The 18511-nt window shown below is 70.6% G+C and carries 13 protein-coding genes and 1 pseudogene; 12 read left to right on the forward strand and 2 right to left on the reverse strand.

Going from position 1 to position 18511, the window contains the following annotated elements; all coding sequences use genetic code 11:
- Positions 1-114 precede the first annotated feature (114 nt).
- Complete coding sequence (locus SOM08_RS13295) at positions 115-2010, forward strand: propionate--CoA ligase (RefSeq protein WP_322469082.1); 1896 nt, start codon at positions 115-117, stop codon at positions 2008-2010.
- Positions 2011-2036: 26 nt separating this feature from the next.
- Here SOM08_RS13295 and SOM08_RS13300 read toward each other — a convergent pair whose 3' ends face one another.
- Positions 2037-2939, reverse strand: coding sequence for a LysR family transcriptional regulator (locus SOM08_RS13300; RefSeq protein WP_322469083.1), 903 nt, complete (start codon positions 2937-2939; stop codon positions 2037-2039).
- A gap of 135 nt (positions 2940-3074) precedes the next feature.
- Here SOM08_RS13300 and SOM08_RS13305 point away from each other — a divergent pair, with 135 nt between their 5' ends.
- The 10 genes from SOM08_RS13305 (at position 3075) to zapE (ending at position 16435) form a co-directional block, all read left to right on the forward strand.
- Positions 3075-4061, forward strand: a complete 987-nt coding sequence (locus SOM08_RS13305) for a tripartite tricarboxylate transporter substrate binding protein (RefSeq protein ID WP_322469084.1) — start codon at positions 3075-3077, stop codon at positions 4059-4061.
- Complete coding sequence (locus SOM08_RS13310) at positions 4061-5872, forward strand: acyclic terpene utilization AtuA family protein (RefSeq protein WP_322469085.1); 1812 nt, start codon at positions 4061-4063, stop codon at positions 5870-5872. The genes SOM08_RS13305 and SOM08_RS13310 overlap by 1 nt, the downstream gene beginning before the upstream one ends.
- Before the next feature lie 60 nt (positions 5873-5932).
- Complete coding sequence (locus tag SOM08_RS13315) at positions 5933-6592, forward strand: glutathione S-transferase family protein (protein WP_116957116.1); 660 nt, start codon at positions 5933-5935, stop codon at positions 6590-6592.
- Positions 6593-6604: 12 nt separating this feature from the next.
- The gene (locus SOM08_RS13320; protein WP_116957117.1) at positions 6605-7399 is read left to right on the forward strand and encodes an enoyl-CoA hydratase-related protein; all 795 of its coding nucleotides are present in this window, start codon (positions 6605-6607) and stop codon (positions 7397-7399) included.
- A 7-nt stretch (positions 7400-7406) separates the two neighbouring features.
- Positions 7407-8993 carry a class I adenylate-forming enzyme family protein gene (locus tag SOM08_RS13325; protein ID WP_322469086.1) on the forward strand — a complete coding sequence of 529 codons (1587 nt, stop codon included), beginning with the start codon at positions 7407-7409 and terminating at the stop codon, positions 8991-8993.
- A 93-nt stretch (positions 8994-9086) separates the two neighbouring features.
- Positions 9087-9461, forward strand: a complete 375-nt coding sequence (locus tag SOM08_RS13330; protein WP_070400036.1) for an ArsR/SmtB family transcription factor — start codon at positions 9087-9089, stop codon at positions 9459-9461.
- 215 nt (positions 9462-9676) lie between these two features.
- A complete protein-coding gene (locus SOM08_RS13335) occupies positions 9677-12568 on the forward strand; it encodes a 2-oxoglutarate dehydrogenase E1 component (protein WP_116957119.1) in 2892 nt (963 codons plus the stop codon).
- Positions 12569-12653: 85 nt separating this feature from the next.
- A complete protein-coding gene (gene odhB / locus SOM08_RS13340) occupies positions 12654-13901 on the forward strand; it encodes a 2-oxoglutarate dehydrogenase complex dihydrolipoyllysine-residue succinyltransferase (protein WP_116957120.1) in 1248 nt (415 codons plus the stop codon).
- 10 nt (positions 13902-13911) lie between these two features.
- On the forward strand, positions 13912-15330 hold the full coding sequence (lpdA, locus tag SOM08_RS13345; protein WP_322469087.1) for a dihydrolipoyl dehydrogenase: 1419 nt from the start codon (positions 13912-13914) through the stop codon (positions 15328-15330).
- Positions 15331-15337: 7 nt separating this feature from the next.
- Complete coding sequence (zapE, locus tag SOM08_RS13350) at positions 15338-16435, forward strand: cell division protein ZapE (protein ID WP_322469088.1); 1098 nt, start codon at positions 15338-15340, stop codon at positions 16433-16435.
- Between the two features lie 9 nt (positions 16436-16444).
- On the opposite strand, the gene SOM08_RS13355 is transcribed toward zapE, so the two are convergent.
- Positions 16445-17203: a PP2C family protein-serine/threonine phosphatase gene (locus SOM08_RS13355; RefSeq protein WP_116957123.1), complete on the reverse strand. Its 759-nt coding sequence runs from the start codon at positions 17201-17203 to the stop codon at positions 16445-16447.
- Positions 17204-17454: 251 nt separating this feature from the next.
- On the opposite strand from SOM08_RS13355, the pseudogene SOM08_RS13360 reads away from it, so the two are divergent.
- Positions 17455-17577 (forward strand): annotated as a pseudogene (locus SOM08_RS13360) (DEAD/DEAH box helicase); the annotation flags it as partial.
- Positions 17578-18511 lie beyond the last annotated feature (934 nt).

Genomic DNA, 18511 nt, shown 5'->3' on the forward strand with positions numbered 1-18511 from the left:
GGCGCCGGCCCGGGCAGCGCGGGTTAGTCCCGTCAGCCCCACGCAAGCCAGCTCTCCATAATTAAGAATTCAGAAGCGGCCGCCAGCCGGGGCCGGCCGCACCAGGAGACACGCATGGGATACGCCGATTTCCACCGCCGCTCGGTCGAGGACCCCGAGGGCTTCTGGGCCGAGCAGGCCCGCCTGATCGACTGGCACACGCCCTTCACCCGCGTCTGCAACAACGACAAGCCGCCGTTCACGCGCTGGTTCGAGGGCGGCCGCACCAACCTCTGCCACAACGCGGTGGACCGGCACCTGAAGGAGCGCGCGAAGCAGAACGCGCTGATCTTCGTGTCCACCGAGACCGACGTGGAGCGGATCTACAGCTTCGATGCGCTGCACGCCGAGGTGCAGCGCATGGCCGCCGTGCTGCTCGCCCAGGGCGTGAAGCAGGGTGACCGCGTGCTCATCTACATGCCCATGATTCCCGAGGCCGCCTTCGCCATGCTGGCCTGCGCGCGCATCGGCGCCATCCACTCGGTGGTGTTCGGCGGCTTCGCCAGCCATTCGCTGGCCAGCCGCATCGACGACGCCACGCCGGTGGCCATCGTCAGCGCCGACGCCGGCTCGCGCGGCGGCAAGGTGGTGCCCTACAAGCCGTTGCTGGACGAGGCCATCGCCCTGGCCAGGCACAAACCCGCCTCGGTGCTGCTGGTGGACCGCGGCCTGGCGCCCATGGAGCGGGTGGCCGGGCGCGACCACGACTACGCCGCCCTGCGCGAACAGCACCTGAACGCGCAGGTGCCCTGCACCTGGCTCGACGCCACGGACATCAGCTACACCATCTACACCAGCGGTACCACGGGCAAGCCCAAGGGCGTGCAGCGCGACGTGGGCGGCTACGCGGTGGCCCTGGCGGCCAGCATCCAGCACATCTTCATGGGGCAGCCGGGCGAGACGTATTTCTCCACCAGCGACATTGGCTGGGTGGTGGGCCACAGCTACATCGTCTACGGGCCGCTGATCGCGGGCATGGCGACCATCATGTACGAGGGCCTGCCGATCCGCCCCGACGGTGGCATCTGGTGGAAGCTGGTCGAGAAGTACAAGGTGACGGTGATGTTCAGCGCGCCCACGGCGGTGCGCGTGCTCAAGAAGCAGGACCCGGCCTACCTCAAGCAATACGACCTCTCCAGCCTCAAGGCCCTGTTCCTGGCCGGCGAGCCGCTGGACGAGCCCACGGCGCGCTGGATCGCCGACGGCCTGGGCGTGCCCATCATCGACAACTACTGGCAGACCGAGTCGGGATGGCCGATCCTGACCGTGGCCAACGGCGTGGAGAGGCAGCCCAGCAAGTTCGGCAGCCCGGGCGTGCCCATGTACGGCTACCGCGTGAAACTGCTGCACGAGTCCACCGGCGAGGAACTGACCGGCGCCGATCAGAAGGGCGTGGTGGTGATCGAAGGCCCCACGCCGCCGGGCTTCATGCAGACGGTGTGGCGCGACGACGCGCGTTTCGTCAACACCTACTGGAAGAGCATCCCGGGCCAGCTGGTCTATTCGACCTTCGACTGGGGCATCCGAGACCAGGACGGCTACTACTACATCCTGGGCCGCACGGACGACGTGATCAACGTCGCCGGTCACCGCCTGGGCACGCGCGAAATCGAGGAGAGCATCGCCAGCCACGCCAACGTGGCCGAAGTGGCGGTGGTGGGCGTGGCCGATTCGCTCAAGGGCCAGGTGGCCATGGCCTTCGTGGTGGCCAAGGACGCCTCGGCGCTGGGCGATGCCCAGGCCCAGCTTCGGCTGGAAGGCGAGATCATGAAGCTGGTGGACGCGCAGCTGGGCGCGGTGGCGCGGCCGGCGCGGGTGCGTTTCGTCTCGTTGCTGCCCAAGACGCGCAGCGGCAAGCTGCTGCGCCGCGCGATCCAGGCCGTGTGCGAAGGCCGCGACCCGGGCGACCTGACCACCATGGACGATCCCGGCGCGCTGCAGCAGATCAAGGACCTGGTGGGCGCCGCCTGATTGTCCCGCGGCCGGCGGCCGCCCGTTCAGGCGGTCGCGGGCCCGGCCAGGGTGGCCAGCAGGTGGTCGCGGTAGCGCTCCATGGGCTTGGAGAAGTAGGCCGTGCGGCGCCAGAACAGGCCCAGGGGCGTGACCCAGGGGCCCTGCGGCGAGGCCACCGTGGCCAGGCCCGCGCCCATGGGCGAGGCCAGCGTGTCCACCGTCATGGCGCTCAGCAGGTCGGTCTTGCGGATCAGCGTGGCGAACAGACCGGGCGAGGCATCGGCCTCCACCATCAGGCGTGGCTTGTCCAGGCCGGCCTGCGCGAACAGGGCCTCGACCCAGGTGCGCGTCATGATGCCGCGCGGCGGCAGCAGCCAGGGCTGCTGGCGCAGGTCGTCCAGGGTGCCCGGGCGGCGCAGCAGCCAGTGCCCCTTGCGCGCCACGATGTGCGTTTCCTGCCGCCACAGCGGCAGGCAGGACAGCCCGTCCGGCACCGGCTCGGGGATGGCGGCGAGCGCGAAGTCCAGCTCGCCGGCCTGAAGCGCGCGCAGCAGGCCGCCGCTGAGCTGCACGCTGACGAAGAAGCGCAGCGGGTCGTCGCCGCCCAGTAGCTGCGCCAGCACCGGCGCCAGCTTGGTGTCCAGGATGGTGGGCACCGCGCCCACGCGCAGCTGCCCCGACTGGCCGGTCTTGAGGTCGGCGATCTCCATGCGCGTGTCGTCGACCAGCCGAGCGAGCGAGCGGCCACGCTCGTGCAGCAGACGGCCGGCGGCCGTGAGGGCCACGCCGCGCGGCAGGCGCTCCAGCAGGCGCACGCCCAGTTCGGTTTCCAGCCGGCGCACCGACTTGGACAGCGCCGGCTGGGTCAGGCCCAGGGCGTCGGCCGCCGCGTGCAGGTTGCCGTGCTCGGCGATGCGGGCGAAGGCCTGGAGGTCCTTGAGTTGCATGGGGCAAGCCTGAGCGGCGCTGTTCTGCGATTCCAAAACGTTATCAGAAAACCCCTGCTTCGCGATCCATTCGGGGGAGGGCGCTTCCACAATGGCCCGGCGACAGTGCCCATGAACAACGACAGGAGACAAGCCATGCCCCCCGCCTCGATCCCGTTGCGCTTCCGCTGCCTGCTGCTGGCGGTGGCCGCGCTGGCCAGCACCGGCGCCGCCGCCCAGGCCGACGCCGGCTACCCCAACCGGCCGCTGCGTGTGGTGGTGCCGTACCCGCCCGGCGGCAACACCGACGACATGACCCGCGAGGTGATGAAGGAGCTGTCGGCGCGCCTGGGCCAGACCATCGTGGTGGACAACAAGCCTGGGGCCAACAGCATCATCGGCACCGAGTCCGTGGCCAAGTCGGCGCCCGACGGCTACACCCTGGGCGTGGTGATCGGCGCCTACGCCATCAACCAGTCGCTCTACAAGAAGCTGCCCTACACGCCGCAGTCGCTGGTGCCGGTGTCGCTGATGACGCGCACGGCCCTGGTGCTGGTGGCCGCGCCGCAGATGCCGGGCGCCTTCAAGGACTTCGTCGCCCTGGGCCAGAAGGGCCAGCCGCCGCTGAGCTACGCCACCAGCGGCAAGGGCGGGGCCAACCACATCCTGGGCGAGCGCTTCGCCGTCGCCACCGGCCTGCGCGGCGCCTTCGACGTGGCCTACAAGGGCTCGAACGAGGCGCGTGGCGACCTGCTGACCGGCCGCGTGCAGTTCAGCTTCGACGCCATTCCCACCATGGAGCCGCACATCGCCAAGGGCGCGGTGCACGCCCTGGCGGTGACCAGCCACCAGCGCTCGCCGCAGCTGCCCAACGTGCCCACCATCGGCGAGCTGGGCCACCCGGAGCTGGTGACCTACGCCTGGGCCGGCCTGCTGGCGCCGGCGGGCACGCCACCCGCCATCGTGGACAAGCTGTCGCGCGAGATCGCCCAGGTGATGAAGAACCCCGAGTTCCAGCAGCGGCTGGCGCGCAAGGGCTCCGAGGGCATCGGCGGCACGCCGGCCGAGTTCGGTGCCTTCCTGCGCGAGGAGGTCGACACCGCCGGCCAGATCGTGCGCCGCCTGGGATTGAGCGCCGACTGATGAACCGCACCGCTTCCAAGACCGTCACCATCGGCGGCGCCTGTGCCTTCGTCGGCGACAGCATCCTCGGGCCGCGCCAGCTGGTGGCGGTGCCGGGCATGCAGTACCTGGTGTTCGATTACCTGGCCGAGATGACGCTGTCCAGCTTCGCCCACACCCGCCAGGGCGACCCGGCGGCCGGCTGGGCCAGCGAGTTCGTCGAGCTCACGCTGCGCGAGATCCTGCCGGCCTGCCAGCAGCGCGGCATCCGCCTGGTGGCCAACGCGGGCGGCCTGAACCCCGCCGGCTGCGCCCAGGCCATCGAGCGGCTGCAGCGCGAGCTGGGGACGCAACTGAAGGTGGCCTGCGTCGAGGGCGACGACTGCCTGGACCTGATGCCCGGGCTGCGCGCGGCGGGCGTGGCGGACTTCTACACCGGCGAGGCCATGCCGGCCGAACTGGTCAGCGCCAACGCCTACCTGGGCGCGCTGCCCATCGCGCGGGCCCTGGCGATGGGCGCGGACATCGTGGTCACCGGGCGCATCGTCGACAGCGCGACCACGCTGGGCGTGCTGATGCACGAGTACGGCTGGACACCCGACGACCACGACGCCCTGGCCATGGGCTCGCTGGCGGGCCACATCCTGGAGTGCGGGCCGCAGGCCACGGGCGGCATCCACACCGACTGGCACACCGTGCCCGATTGGGAAAACATCGGCTACCCCGTCATCGAATGCCACGGCGCCGACCACTTCGTGGTGAGCAAGCCCGCCGGCACCGGCGGCCTGGTCACGCGCGGCACGGTCAGCGAGCAGATCCTGTACGAGGTGGGCGACCCGGCCCGCTACCGCTTGCCCGACGTCTGCTGCGATTTCACCGGCGTCACCGTCACCGAGGCCGGTCCCGACCGCGTGGTGGTGCGTGGCGCGCGCGGTCGGGCACCCGGCCCGCACTACAAGCTGTCCGCCGCCTACCTCGACGGCTACCGCTGCGTGGCGCAGCTGCCGGTGTTCGGCATCGACGCGGTGCGCAAGGCGCGCCGCACCGGCGAGGCGCTGCTTGGCCGGGCCCGCGCCATGGCGCTGGCGCGCGGCCTGGGCGATTTCGAGAAAGTGGCCGTGGGCGTGGTGGGCGCGGAGGACGGCTACGGTCCGCGCGCGCGCGCCTTTGACCTGCGCGAGGCGATCGCGCGCGTGGCGGCGACGCACCCGCGCCGCGAGGCCCTGGAGCTGTTCTCGCGCGAGGCGCGCGTGCCCGGCGTGTCCTTCGCGCCCGGCACCACCACCGGCAGCGCGCTCATGTTCAACAGCCGGCCCGTGGTGGAGCCGCGTTACCGGCTGTTCACCTGCCTGGTGGACAAGGCGCGGCTGGCGCCGCCGCGCGTGACGCTGGGCGCGCAGTGCGTGAGCGTGCCCATTCCCGCCGGTGCTCCGCAGGCCGCGGCGCCCGCCGTGGCCCCGCGCGCCGGGGCCGCGACCGCGCGCGGGCCCGGACCCGGCGGGCGCCGCGTGCCGCTGGTGCGCCTGGCCTGGGGCCGCTCGGGCGACAAGGGCAACACCTCCAACATCGCCGTCATCGCGCGCCGGCCGGCCTTTCTGCCTTTCATCGAGGCGGCGCTGAGCGCCGAGGCGGTGAAGGCCTACCTGGCCCACCTGGTCGAGGGCGCCGTGGTGCGCCACGCGGTGCCCGGCCTGCACGCCCTGAACTTCGTGCTGGACGGCGCGCTGGACGGCGGTGGCCCCAGCTCGCTGCGTCCCGACCCCATGGGCAAGGGCATGGCCCAGCAGCTGCTGGAGTTCGACATCCCCGTGCCCGACGACCTGGACGTCTGAGGCCGGCGAACGCTTCCCACCCCGCCCGGCACCGCCCGGGCCCCACAGAGGACACATCGCATGCTGGAACTTCACTATGGCCCGGGCACCTGCTCGTTCGTGGTCCACGCCGGCCTGGAAACCATCCGGGCGGCGATCGGCCAGGACTTCGCGGCGCACGCCGTGCGCCTGCACAAGGGCGAGCACCTGAGCGCCGCGCACCTGGCGCTCAACCCCCTGGGCCAGGTGCCCGTGCTGGTGGCCGAGGGCAGGCCGCTGACCCAGGTGCTGGCCATCGCCGATTACCTGGACCGCCGCTTCCCCCAGGTGGGCCTGCTGCCCACCGACCCCTGGGCACGCGCGCAGGCGATGTCGCAGCTGGCCTTCATGAACAACACCGCGCACCCCACCTTTGCCCACGTCTTCAAGCCCCACCTGTTCGCCGAGGACGGGGCCGCGCACGCCGAGCTCAAGCGCTTCAACACGAAGCGTTTCCGCGATCACCTGGAGCGCATCCAGGGCTGGGTGGCGCAGGCCACGCCGTTCTGGTTCGGCGAGCGGCCGTCCTTTCACGACGCCTACGCGCTCACCCTGCTGCGTTGGGGCGGCTACGCGGGCATCGACCCGCAGGGCCTGCCGGCGCTGTGGGCGCACGCGCAGCGCGTGGCCGCATCGGCGCCGGTGGCCGCGGCCATGGCGCGCGAGAAGCTGGAACTCAACGTTTACCGCGCCGCGGCCTGAGGGAGCCCCACCATGGACTTTGCAAGCTATTCGTCGCTTCGGTTCGCGCGCCGGGGCCGCGTGCTGGAGATCACCATGAACCGGCCCGACAAGCTCAACGCCATCGACGAGCGCATGCACGCCGAGCTGGCGCGCGTCTTCGTCGAGGCCTCGGGCGACCCGGACAGCGACGTGGTGGTGCTCGGTGGCGCGGGCCGCGCCTTCTCGGCCGGCGGCGACATCGACTGGATGCAGAAGATGATCGACGAGCCGGGCGCCTTCGAGACCACCGCCCGCGAGGGCAAGCAGATCGTCTACTCGCTGCTCGACTGCGAGAAGCCGCTGGTGGCCAAGCTCAACGGCCACGCCACCGGCCTGGGCGCCACCATCGCGCTGTTCTGCGACGTGGTGTTCGCCGCCGAGACCGCCAGGATCGGCGACCCGCACGTCAGCGTGGGCTTCGTGGCGGGCGACGGCGGCGCGGTGATCTGGCCGCAGCTCATCGGCTACGCGCGCGCCAAGGAGTACCTGATGACCGGCGACCTGATGAGCGCCGCCGAGGCCGCGCGCATGGGGCTCATCAACCACGCCGTGCCGGCGGCGGAGCTGGACGCGCGCGTGGCGCAGTTCGCCGATCGGCTGGCCGGCGGCGCGGTCAAGGCCATCCGCTGGAGCAAGATGGCCGTGAACATCGGGCTCAAGCAACTGGCCCATTCGATCATGGACGCCTCGCTCGCCTACGAGGCCCTGTCCAACCGCAGCCAGGACCACCAGGAGGCGGTGAACGCCTTCCGCGAGAAGCGCGCACCGGTGTTCACCGGGCGCTGAGTCCGCGATGGCCAGTCCCGACCACGAGCCCCCGTCGCCCGCGCAGCTGCAGGGGCTGAGCGTGAGCGCGCTCATCGATCGGCGGGCGCTGCAGCGGCCCTCGGCCATCGCCCTGTCCGCGCGCGCCGCCGCCGGGCACCGCGAGCGCCTGAGCTATGCGCAGCTCGCGCGCTGGCAGCGCCGCGTGGGCGAGGGCCTGGCCCGCCTGGGCGTGGCGCGCGGCGACCGCGTGGCCGTCTACCTGGACAACGACGCCGGCCGCGAGGCGGTGCTCACGGCGCTGGGCTGCTGGGCCATTGGTGCGGTGGTGGTGCCGCTCAGCACCCGCGGGTCCGACGGGCAACTGGCCCAGGCCCTGGCGCTGGTGCGGCCCCGCCTGGTGGTGGGCCTGGCCGCCAGCGCGCCGCGCCTCGCGGCGGCCAGCGAGCTTCCCCTGGCGCTGCTGGACGGACCCCAACCCGCCTGGCCGGCGACGCTGGACGGGCCGGCCCCGGGGCCGGCCGAGGCGGCCGGCCCGTCCGTGTCCCCCACCGAACCCGCCTGCCTGCTGTTCACCTCGGGCACCACGGCCCAGGCCAAGGCGGTGGTGCACACGCACCGCAGCCTGCTGCACGCGGGCCTGGCCATGGGCGCCGCGGTGGGGCTGGTGGCGGGCGACCTCTACCAGGGCGCGTTTCCCTTCTTCACGAGTTCCTGCCTGAACCTGGGCTGCATGTCCTCCTGGGTGCACGGCGCGGGTTTCGTCATGGAACACCACCTGGACAGCGCGCAGCGCCTGGCCCTGGCCGACGCCGAAGGCACCACCGTCTACCACGGCGTGCCCTCGGTGATCCAGCTCATGCTGGCCGAGGCCGAGGCCGAGCGCGGCGCCGAGGGCCTGCGGCGCGTGCGGCGCCTGGCCTACGGCGGCGCGGCCATGCCGGCGCCCCTCATCGGGCGCGCGGCGGTCCGCTGGCCCTGGATGGAGCAGGTGCACGTCTGGGGCATGACCGAGAGCGGCCCGGCCGGGGCCTACCTGCCGCCGCACTGGCTGCCGGCCAAGGCCGGCCTCATGGGCCAGGCCATGCCGCACTGCGAGCTGCGCGTGGTGGACGGGGCGGGGCGGCCGGTCGGCCCCGGCACCCCGGGCGAGCTGCTGTTCCGCGGCCCCAGCCTGGCGGCCGGCTATTTCGAGGACCCCGAGGCCACCGCGCTCGCCTTCCGCGACGGCTGGCTGCACACCGGCGACCTGGTGGTGGCCGACGGGGACGGGCTGCTGCGCTTCATCGACCGCGTGAAGGACGTGATCAACCGCGGCGGCCTGAAAGTGTCCTCGGCCGCCGTTGAGGCCGCGCTGCTGCGCTTCCCGGGCATCGCGGACGTGGCCGTCGTGGCGGTACCCGACGAACGGCTGGGCGAGGAGGTGGCCGCCTGCGTCGTTCCGGCGCCGGGCCACACCCTGGACACGCAGACCCTGGGCGAGTGGTGCCGCGCCCACCTGGCCCGCCACGAGGTGCCGCGCCGCTGGGCGGTGATGCCGGCGCTGCCGCGCAACCCCATGGGCAAGGTGCTCAAGCGGGAACTGCGCCAGGCGCTGGCGGACGGGGGCGGCTGAGCCTCGCCCGCCGGGACCCTGGCGGCTGGCTAGGCGGGGGCCGGGGCCTGGGTCTATCATCCATGCTTATATTTCCAACCAAGCGCGGATGCCATGGCCGACATGATCGCCAGTGATGCCCAGGTCGAGAAAGGGCGGGTCTTCGAACTCGCCGCCGAGCTCTTCGGCGTGCTCTCCACCCCCATGCGGCTGCGCATCCTCAGCGCCTTGTGCGACCAGGAAAAGTCGGTCTCCCAGCTGCTGCGCGAGATCGACACCACCCAGCCCAACCTGTCGCAGCACCTGAACCTGCTCTACCGCTCGGGCGTGCTCGCCAAGCGCAAGGACGGTACGCAGGTGTTCTACCGCGTGCAGAGCGAGAAGGCCGTGATGCTGTGCCGCACCGTCTGCACCCAGATCGCGATCGAGATGGACGAGCCGGCCTCGGTGCCGGCGTCCGAGCGGCTGTCGCCGCGCGTGGCGCCCTGAGCACGCCCGCCGGTCACGCCCGCTTCACCACCCGTCACAGTATCGGCGTGGGCTTTGGCCCATGATCGCCCCCTTGGCGCGGGGCGGTGGCACAATGCCGTTCGCAGTCAGGTCCTTCCCATCACTGTCGCATCCGCCAACCGGTCCAGCCGTGTCGCGGAAGGTTGTCTTAACCAGCTAATGTCTTCCCGAGGAAGACGGAGGTCAGCGGATCCATGAGCGATACCCCATCGAACGCGGGCAACATCTACGTTGCCTATCAGGGCAACTCGTATCTCTTCGGCGGCAACGCGCCGTACGTGGAAGAGATGTACGAGAACTACCTCGCCAACCCCACGAGCGTGCCGGACAACTGGCGCGAGTACTTCGACGCCCTGCAGAACGTGCCCGCGGTCGACGGCAGCAACGCCAAGGACGTCCCGCACCTGCCGGTCGTCAACGCCTTCGCCGAGCGCGCCAAGCAGGGCGGCACCACCGTGGTGGTGGCCTCCGGCGCCGATTCCGAGCTGGCCCGCAAGCGCACCGCCGTGCAGCAGCTCATCGCGGCCTACCGCAACGTCGGCGCCCGCTGGGCCGACCTGGACCCGCTCAAGCGCGCCGAGCGCCCCCACATTCCCGAGCTCGAGCCCTCGTTCTACGGCTTCACCGACGCCGATTACGAGACGGTGTTCAACACCAGCAACACCTTCTTCGGCCGCGACTCCATGTCGCTGCGCGACCTGCTGAACGCGCTGCGCGAAACCTACTGCGGCTCCATCGGCGCCGAGTACAACTACATCACCGACCAGAACCAGAAGCGCTGGTGGCAGGAAAAGCTGGAAGCCACGCGCACCCGCCCGGCCTACAACGCCGAGAAGAAGAAGCACATCCTGGAGCGCCTGACGGCCGCCGAGGGCCTGGAGCGCTTCCTTCACACCAAGTACGTCGGCCAGAAGCGCTTCTCGCTCGAAGGTGGCGAGAGCTTCATCGCCTCCATGGACGAGCTGGTGCAGCAGGCCGGCCAGGCCGGCATCCAGGAAATCGTCATCGGCATGGCCCACCGCGGCCGCCTCAACGTGCTGGTCAACACCCTGGGCAAGATGCCCAAGGACCTGTTCGCCGAGTTCGACCACACCGCGCCCGAGGACCTGCCCGCCGGTGACGTGAAGTACCACCAGGGTTTCAGCTCCGACGTCGCCACCCCCGGTGGCCCGGTGCACCTCTCGCTGGCCTTCAACCCCTCGCACCTGGAGATCGTCAACCCGGTGGTCGAGGGCTCGGTGCGCGCCCGCATGGACCGCCGCGGCGACCCCCTGGGCAAGCAGGTGCTGCCCGTGCTGGTGCATGGCGACGCCGCCTTCGCCGGCCAGGGCGTGGTCATGGAAACCCTGGCGCTGGCCGAGACGCGTGGCTATTCCACCGGCGGCACGGTGCACCTGGTCATCAACAACCAGATCGGCTTCACCACCTCCGACCCGCGCGACAGCCGCTCCACCCTGTACTGCTCGGACATCGTGAAGATGATCGAGTCGCCCGTGCTGCACGTGAACGGCGACGACCCCGAGGCCGTGGTGTTCGCCACCCAGCTCGCGCTCGAGTTCCGCCTGGCCTTCCAGAAGGACGTGGTGGTCGACATCGTCTGCTTCCGCAAGCTGGGCCACAACGAGCAGGACACCCCCAGCCTGACCCAGCCGCTGATGTACAAGAAGATCGCGGCCCACCCCGGCACGCGCAAGCTGTACGCCGACCGCCTCGCGGCCCAGGGCCTGGGCGAGACGCTGGGCGACGACATGGTCAAGACCTACCGCGCCGCGCTCGACGAGGGCCGCCACACGGTGGACCCGGTGCTCACCAACTTCAAGAGCAAGTACGCGGTCGACTGGAGCCCCTACCTGGGCAAGAAGTGGAGCGACAGCGCCGACACCGCGATCCCGCTGACCGAGTGGAACCGCCTGGCCGAGCGCATCACCACCATCCCCGACACCGTGACGCCGCACCAGCTGGTGAAGAAGGTCTACGGCGACCGCGCGGCCATGGCCCGCGGCGATATCCCGGTGGACTGGGGCATGGGCGAGCACATGGCCTTTGCCTCGCTGGTGGCCAGCGGCTTCCCGGTGCGCCTGTCCGGCGAGGACTGCGGCCGCGGCACCTTCACCCACCGCCACGCGGTCGTGCACGACCAGAACCGCGAGAAGTACGACGAGGGCACCTACATCCCGCTGCAGAACGTGGCCGAGAACCAGGCCCCGTTCGTGGTGATCGACTCCATCCTCTCGGAAGAGGCGGTGCTGGGCTTCGAGTACGGCTACGCGTCGAACGACCCGAACACCCTGGTGGTGTGGGAAGCGCAGTTCGGCGACTTTGCCAACGGCGCGCAGGTGGTGATCGACCAGTTCATCGCCTCCGGCGAAGTGAAATGGGGCCGCGTCAACGGCATCACCCTGATGCTGCCGCACGGCTACGAAGGCCAGGGCCCCGAGCACAGCTCGGCCCGCCTGGAGCGCTTCATGCAGCTGGCGGCCGACACCAACATGCAGGTGGTGCAGCCGACCACGGCCAGCCAGATCTTCCACGTGCTGCGCCGCCAGATGGTGCGTCCGCTGCGCAAGCCGCTGATCCTGTTCACGCCCAAGAGCCTGCTGCGCAACAAGGACGCCACGTCGCCGCTGTCCGAGTTCACCAAGGGCGGCTTCCAGACCGTCATCCCCGAGCAGAACGCCGAGGTGGTGAAGAAGGCCGAGAAGGTCAAGCGCGTGATCGCGTGCTCGGGCAAGGTCTACTACGACCTGGTCAAGAAGCGCGAGGAGAAGGGCAGCGAGGACGTGGCCATCATCCGCGTCGAGCAGCTCTACCCCTTCCCGCACAAGGCGTTCGCCGCCGAGCTCAAGCGCTTCCCGAACGCGGCCGACATCGTGTGGTGCCAGGACGAGCCGCAGAACCAGGGCGCCTGGTTCTTCGTGCAGCACTACATCCACGAGAACATGCTCGAGGGCCAGAAGCTGGGCTACGCCGGTCGCGCGGCCTCGGCCTCGCCGGCAGTGGGCTACGCCCACCTGCACCAGGAGCAGCAGAAGCAGCTGATCGACGCCGCCTTCGGCAAGCTCAAGGGCTTCATCCTCACCAAGTAAAGACAGTCTGTCGGGTGCGTGGCCTCGCGGTCGCGCCGCCAGGCGCCCGACGCTTCCCCTATAGAACGAACGCACGGAACAGAACATGGCAATCGTTGAAGTCAAAGTCCCGCAGTTGTCCGAATCGGTGGCCGAGGCCACGCTGCTGCAGTGGAAAAAGAAGGTCGGTGAGGCGGTGTCCGCCGACGAAATCCTGATCGAGATCGAGACCGACAAGGTGGTGCTGGAGACCCCGGCTCCCGCTGGCGGCGTGCTCACCGAAATCCTGCAGGCCGACGGCGCCACCGTCGTCGCCGACCAGGTGATCGCGCGCATCGACACCGCCGCCGTGGCCGGCGCCGCCGCGCCGGCGGCTGCCCCTGCGGCCGCCGCGCCCGCACCGGCCCCCGCCGCTGCCGCCGCCGTGTCGAGCAGCAAGGCCGGCGTGGCCATGCCCGCCGCCGCCAAACTCATGGCGGACAACAACCTGGCCGCGGGATCCGTGGCCGGCACCGGCAAGGACGGCCGCGTCACCAAGGGCGACGTGCTGGCCGCCGTGGCCGCACCCAAGGTCGCCGCGCCGGTGGCCATCCCCACGGGCGCGCCCACCAAGGCCTTGCCGCAGGTGCCGGTGGCCGCTCCCAACCTGGGTGAGCGTCCGGAAGAGCGCGTGCCCATGACGCGCCTGCGCGCCCGCATCGCGGAGCGCCTGCTGCAGTCGCAGTCCACCAACGCCATCCTCACGACCTTCAACGAGGTCAACATGGCCCCGGTGATGGAAATGCGCAAGAAGTTCCAGGAGAAGTTCGAGAAGGAGCACGGCGTCAAGCTGGGCTTCATGAGCTTCTTCGTCAAGGCCGCTGTGCACGCGCTCAAGAAGTACCCGGTGCTCAACGCCTCGGTCGACGGCAACGACATCGTCTACCACGGCTACTTCGACATCGGCATCGCCGTCGGTTCGCCGCGCGGCCTGGTGGTGCCCATCCTGCGCAACGCCGATCAGATGAGCTTCGCCGACGTCGAGAAGAAGATCGCCGAGTTCGGCCAGAAGGCCAAGGACGGCAAGCTGGGCATCGAGGAAATGTCCGGCGGCACCTTCTCCATCAGCAACGGCGGCGTCTTCGGCTCCATGCTGTCCACGCCCATCATCAACCCGCCGCAGTCGGCCATCCTGGGCGTGCACGCCACCAAGGACCGCGCCGTGGTGGAGAACGGCCAGATCGTGATCCGGCCGATCAACTACCTCGCCATGTCGTACGACCACCGCATCATCGATGGCCGCGAGGCCGTGCTGGGCCTGGTCGCCATGAAGGAAGCGCTGGAAGACCCCGCGCGCCTGCTGTTCGACATCTGAGGACCGCACGATGAGCCAGCAATTCGACGTCATCGTCATCGGCGGCGGCCCCGGGGGCTACATCGCGGCCATCCGCGCCGCGCAACTGGGCTTCAAGGTGGCCTGCATCGACGAGTGGAAAAACGCCAAGGGCGGTGCCGCCCTGGGCGGCACCTGCACCAACGTGGGCTGCATCCCCTCCAAGGCGCTGCTGCAGTCGTCCGAGCACTACGAGCACGCCGGCAAGCACTTCGCCGAGCACGGCATCGAGGTCAAGGGCCTGAGCCTGGACGTGGGCCAGATGCTCAAGCGCAAGGACCAGGTGGTCGAGCAGAACAACAAGGGCATCGAGTTCCTTTTCAAGAAGAACAAGGTGGCCTTCGTCCACGGCCGCGGCTCGTTCGTGAAGGCGGTCGAGGGGGGCTACGAGATCAAGGCCGGCGAGGAGAGCCTCGTCGGCAAGCAGGTCATCGTCGCCACCGGCTCCAATGCGCGCGCGCTGCCCGGCGCGCCCTTCGACGAGGAGAACATCCTTTCGAACGACGGCGCCCTGCGCGTGGGCGCGGTGCCCAAGAAGCTGGGCCTGATCGGCTCGGGTGTCATCGGCCTGGAAATGGGCTCCGTCTGGCGCCGCCTGGGCGCCGAGGTGACCATCCTCGAAGGCCTGCCCACATTCCTGGGTGCGGTGGACGAGCAGATCGCCAAGGAAGCCAAGAAGGCCTTCGACAAGCAGGGCCTGAAGATCGAGTTGGGCGTGAAGGTCGGCGAGGTCAAGTCCGGCAAGAAGGGTGTGTCCATCGCCTACGCCAACGCCAAGGGCGAGGCGCAGACGCTGGAGGTGGACAAGCTGATCGTCTCCATCGGCCGCGTGCCCAACACCATCGGCCTCAACGCCGAGGGCGTGGGCCTGCAGCTCGACGAGCGCGGCGCCATCGTGGTCGATGGCGACTGCCGCACCAACCTGCCGGGCGTCTGGGCCGTCGGTGACGTGGTGCGCGGCCCCATGCTCGCGCACAAGGCCGAGGAAGAGGGCGTGGCGGTGGCCGAGCGCATCGCGGGCCAGCACGGGCACGTGAACTTCAACACCATCCCCTGGGTGATCTACACCAGCCCCGAGATCGCCTGGGTGGGCGAGACCGAGCAGCAGCTCAAGGCCCGCGGCGCCGCCTACAAGGCCGGCACCTTCCCCTTCATGGCCAACGGCCGCGCGCGCGCGCTGGGCGACACCACTGGCATGGTGAAGTTCCTGGCCGATGCCGCGACCGACGAGATCCTGGGCGTGCACATCGTGGGCCCCATGGCCAGCGAGCTCATCTCGGAAGCCGTGGTGGCGATGGAGTTCAAGGCCAGCAGCGAGGACATCGCGCGCATCTGCCACGCGCACCCCTCGCTGTCCGAGGCGACGAAGGAAGCCGCGCTGGCCGTCGACAAGCGCACGCTGAACTTCTGACACCGCCTTGAGCGTCCGCAGCGCCTACGAGGCCGCGCTCAAGGAGCGCGGCTACACGCCCGACCCGGCCCAACTTCGGGCCGTGGACGCGCTGGAGCGCTGCGCGCAGGAGTGGACCCAGTACAAGCAGAAGCGCTCGAACGCGCTGAAGAAGCTCATCAACCGGCCGGACGTCCCGCGCGGCGTGTACATGTTCGGCGGGGTGGGGCGCGGCAAGAGCTTCCTCATGGACTGCTTCTTCCACGCCGTGCCGCTCAAGCGCAAGACGCGGCTGCACTTCCACGAGTTCATGCGCGAGGTGCACCGCGAACTGCGCGACCTGCAGGGCACGCAGAACCCGCTGGACGTGCTGGGCGAGCGCATCTCCCGGCGCTACAAGCTGATCTGCTTCGACGAGTTCCACGTCGCCGACGTGACGGACGCCATGATCCTGCATCGCCTGCTGGACTCGCTGTTCCGCAACGGCGTGGGCTTCGTCACCACCTCGAACTTCCACCCCGACCAGCTGTACCCGCAGGGCTTGCACCGCGACCGCATCCTGCCGGCGATCGAGCTGCTGAAGGAGCGGCTGGAGGTGGTGAACGTGGACAACGGCACCGACTACCGCCAGCGCACGCTGACGCACATCGCGCTGTACCACACGCCGCTGGGCCCCGAGGCCGACGCGGCGATGGAAGCCACCTTCAACCAGCTCGCGGAGGTGGGCGACCAGAGCCCGGTGATGGGCATCGAGTCGCGCCAGATCCAGGCCCTGCGCCGCGCGGGCGGGGTGATCTGGTTCGACTTTCGCACCCTGTGCGGCGGACCGCGCTCGCAGAACGACTACCTCGAGATCGCGAGCCAGTTCCACACGGTGCTGCTGTCCAACGTGCCGCAGATGTCGGTGCGCATGGCCTCGGAGGCGCGGCGCTTCACCTGGCTGGTGGACGTGCTCTACGACCGGCGCTGCAAGCTCGTGCTGTCGGCGGCCGTGCAGCCCGAGGCGCTGTACCTCGAAGGTCCCCTGTCGCACGAATTCCCGCGCACGGTGTCGCGCCTGACGGAAATGCAGTCGCAGGAGTACCTGGCCCTGCCGCACCGGGTGGTGGACACGGCGCTGACCTGAGCGCGGCGCTCAGATCAAGGGGTCGAGCTTGACGACCACCAGCGAGAGGTTGTCTCCCGTCCCCCGCGCCCGGGTGCGCGCCTTCTGGATCAGGAACTCACAGGCCTCGCGCGGCGAGAGCATGGCGATGGTGCTGGCCAGCTCCTCGGGCGAAAAGTAGTGCCAGATGCCGTCGCTGCAGGCCATCAGCGCGTCGCCCGCGTTCAGCTTGGGCACCGCGTGCAGGTCGATCGGCGGGTCGTTCTCGGTGCCCAGGCAACCCATCAGGATGTTGGCGTGCGGGTGGTCCAGGGCTTCCTGTTCGGTGATCTCGCCCTGGTTGACCAGGGTCTGCACGTAGGAGTGGTCCGTCGTGCGGTGCAGCAGCTTGCCCTGGCGGAAGTGGTAAACCCGGGAGTCGCCGGCGTGCACCCAGTGGCTCTCGCCGTTGGGCAGCAGCAAGAAGGCCGCGATGGTGCTGTGCGGCTCCTGCTCGGCCGACACCGCCGTCAGCTTGATCACCATGTGCGACTCGTTGACGATCTGCTTGAGCAGGGCCCGTGGGTCGTCGGTTTCGGGGTCGAAGCGGTTGAACAGCTGGCGTGCCGTGAGCATCACCTGGTCCGAGGCCTTGCGGCCGCCGCTGCGCCCGCCCATGCCGTCGGCCAGCACGGCCAGCAGGCAGTTGGGGATGCGCGTGTGCTGCATCAGTTCGACCTGGTCCTGCTGGTAGTCGCGGTCACCCTTGTGGATGCCGGTCGATGCCAGGATGCGATAGCCTTTGCTCATATGGATTCGATCGGTTGGAGCGGCGGGGGCGCGGTGGTCGCAATGGTATCCACTAATCCCCGTCCGGCCGGCCGGACGGGGGAAGCCCGCGTGGGCCTCGCACGGCGGCCCGATGAGGCCCGCCTCGCGGCGCGCTGCGCGCAGGCGTTCGCATGAGCGAACTCGGCGCCCGCGTGGCACAGGCACTCGCGCCCGGTGGCGCGCTGGCCCGGGCCTGGCCCGGCTGGACCGCGCGAGCGGCGCAGGCCGCCATGGCGCAGGCGGTGGCGCAGGCCATCGAGGGCGGGGGCGCGCTGTTGGTCGAGGCCCCGGCGGGCAGCGGCAAGACCCTGGCTTACCTGCTGCCCTGGCTGCTGTCGGGCCGGCGCGCGCTGGTCTCCACCAGTACCCATGTGCTGCAGCGCCAATTGGCCGAGCGCGACCTGCCGCGCCTGGCCAGCGCCACCGGTCAGCCGGTGCGCGTGGCCCTGCTCAAGGGCCGCGGACGCTACGTCTGCCTGGCGCGCCTGCAGGCGGCGGTGGAGCAGGGCCCGCGCGCGGGCGCGCCGGCCGAACACGCCTGGTTGCGTGAACTGCTGGCCTGGGCGGAGCGCGGCGGCGATGGCGACCTCGACCAGGTCGCCGGCACCGACGCCATCGCCGGCCTGCACGGGCGCATCACCTCCACCAGCGAGAACTGCGCGCGCCAGGCCTGCGCGCGCTGGGCCGATTGCCACGTGGAGCGCGCGCGCCGCGCCGCGCTGGCGGCCGACGTGGTGGTCATCAACCACCACCTGTGGCTGGCCGAGCTGCAGCGCCACCACCTGGGTCGCCCGCGCCTGCTGCCGGAGGTGGACGTGGTGGTGTTCGACGAAGCGCATGCCCTGCACGCGCTGCGCGCGCAACTGGGCGCCGAGGCCTTCGACCAGGCGGCGCTGCAGCGCCTGTGGGCCGATCTCGCCGCGCTGGCCGACGGCCCGCTGCGCGGCCTGCAGGCGTGGCGGCTGCTCGCGCACGACGGGCAATCGGCCACGCGCGCGCTGGCCCAGGCGCTGGCGGCGCTGCCGCCGCGCGAGGGCCGGCAGGCCTGGCCTCTGGGCGATCGACTGGCGCCCTGGCGGCTGGCCCACGCCGTCGCCGCGGCGCAGGCCGCGCTCACGGCCAGCGGCGAGGCCGATCCGCGCCCGCGCCGCCTGTTGGAGCGCACCCGCTCGATGGCGCAGGTGCTGCACACGCTGCTGAGCAGCGAGGACCCGTCGGCGGTCTGGCTTGATTGGCGTTCGCCCGGAGACTGGACCTGCCTGCGGCCGGCGGCGCAGGGCCAGGATG

This window comes from Hydrogenophaga sp. SNF1 (assembly GCF_034421675.1).
Classification (GTDB): Bacteria; Pseudomonadota; Gammaproteobacteria; order Burkholderiales; family Burkholderiaceae_C; genus Hydrogenophaga; species Hydrogenophaga borbori.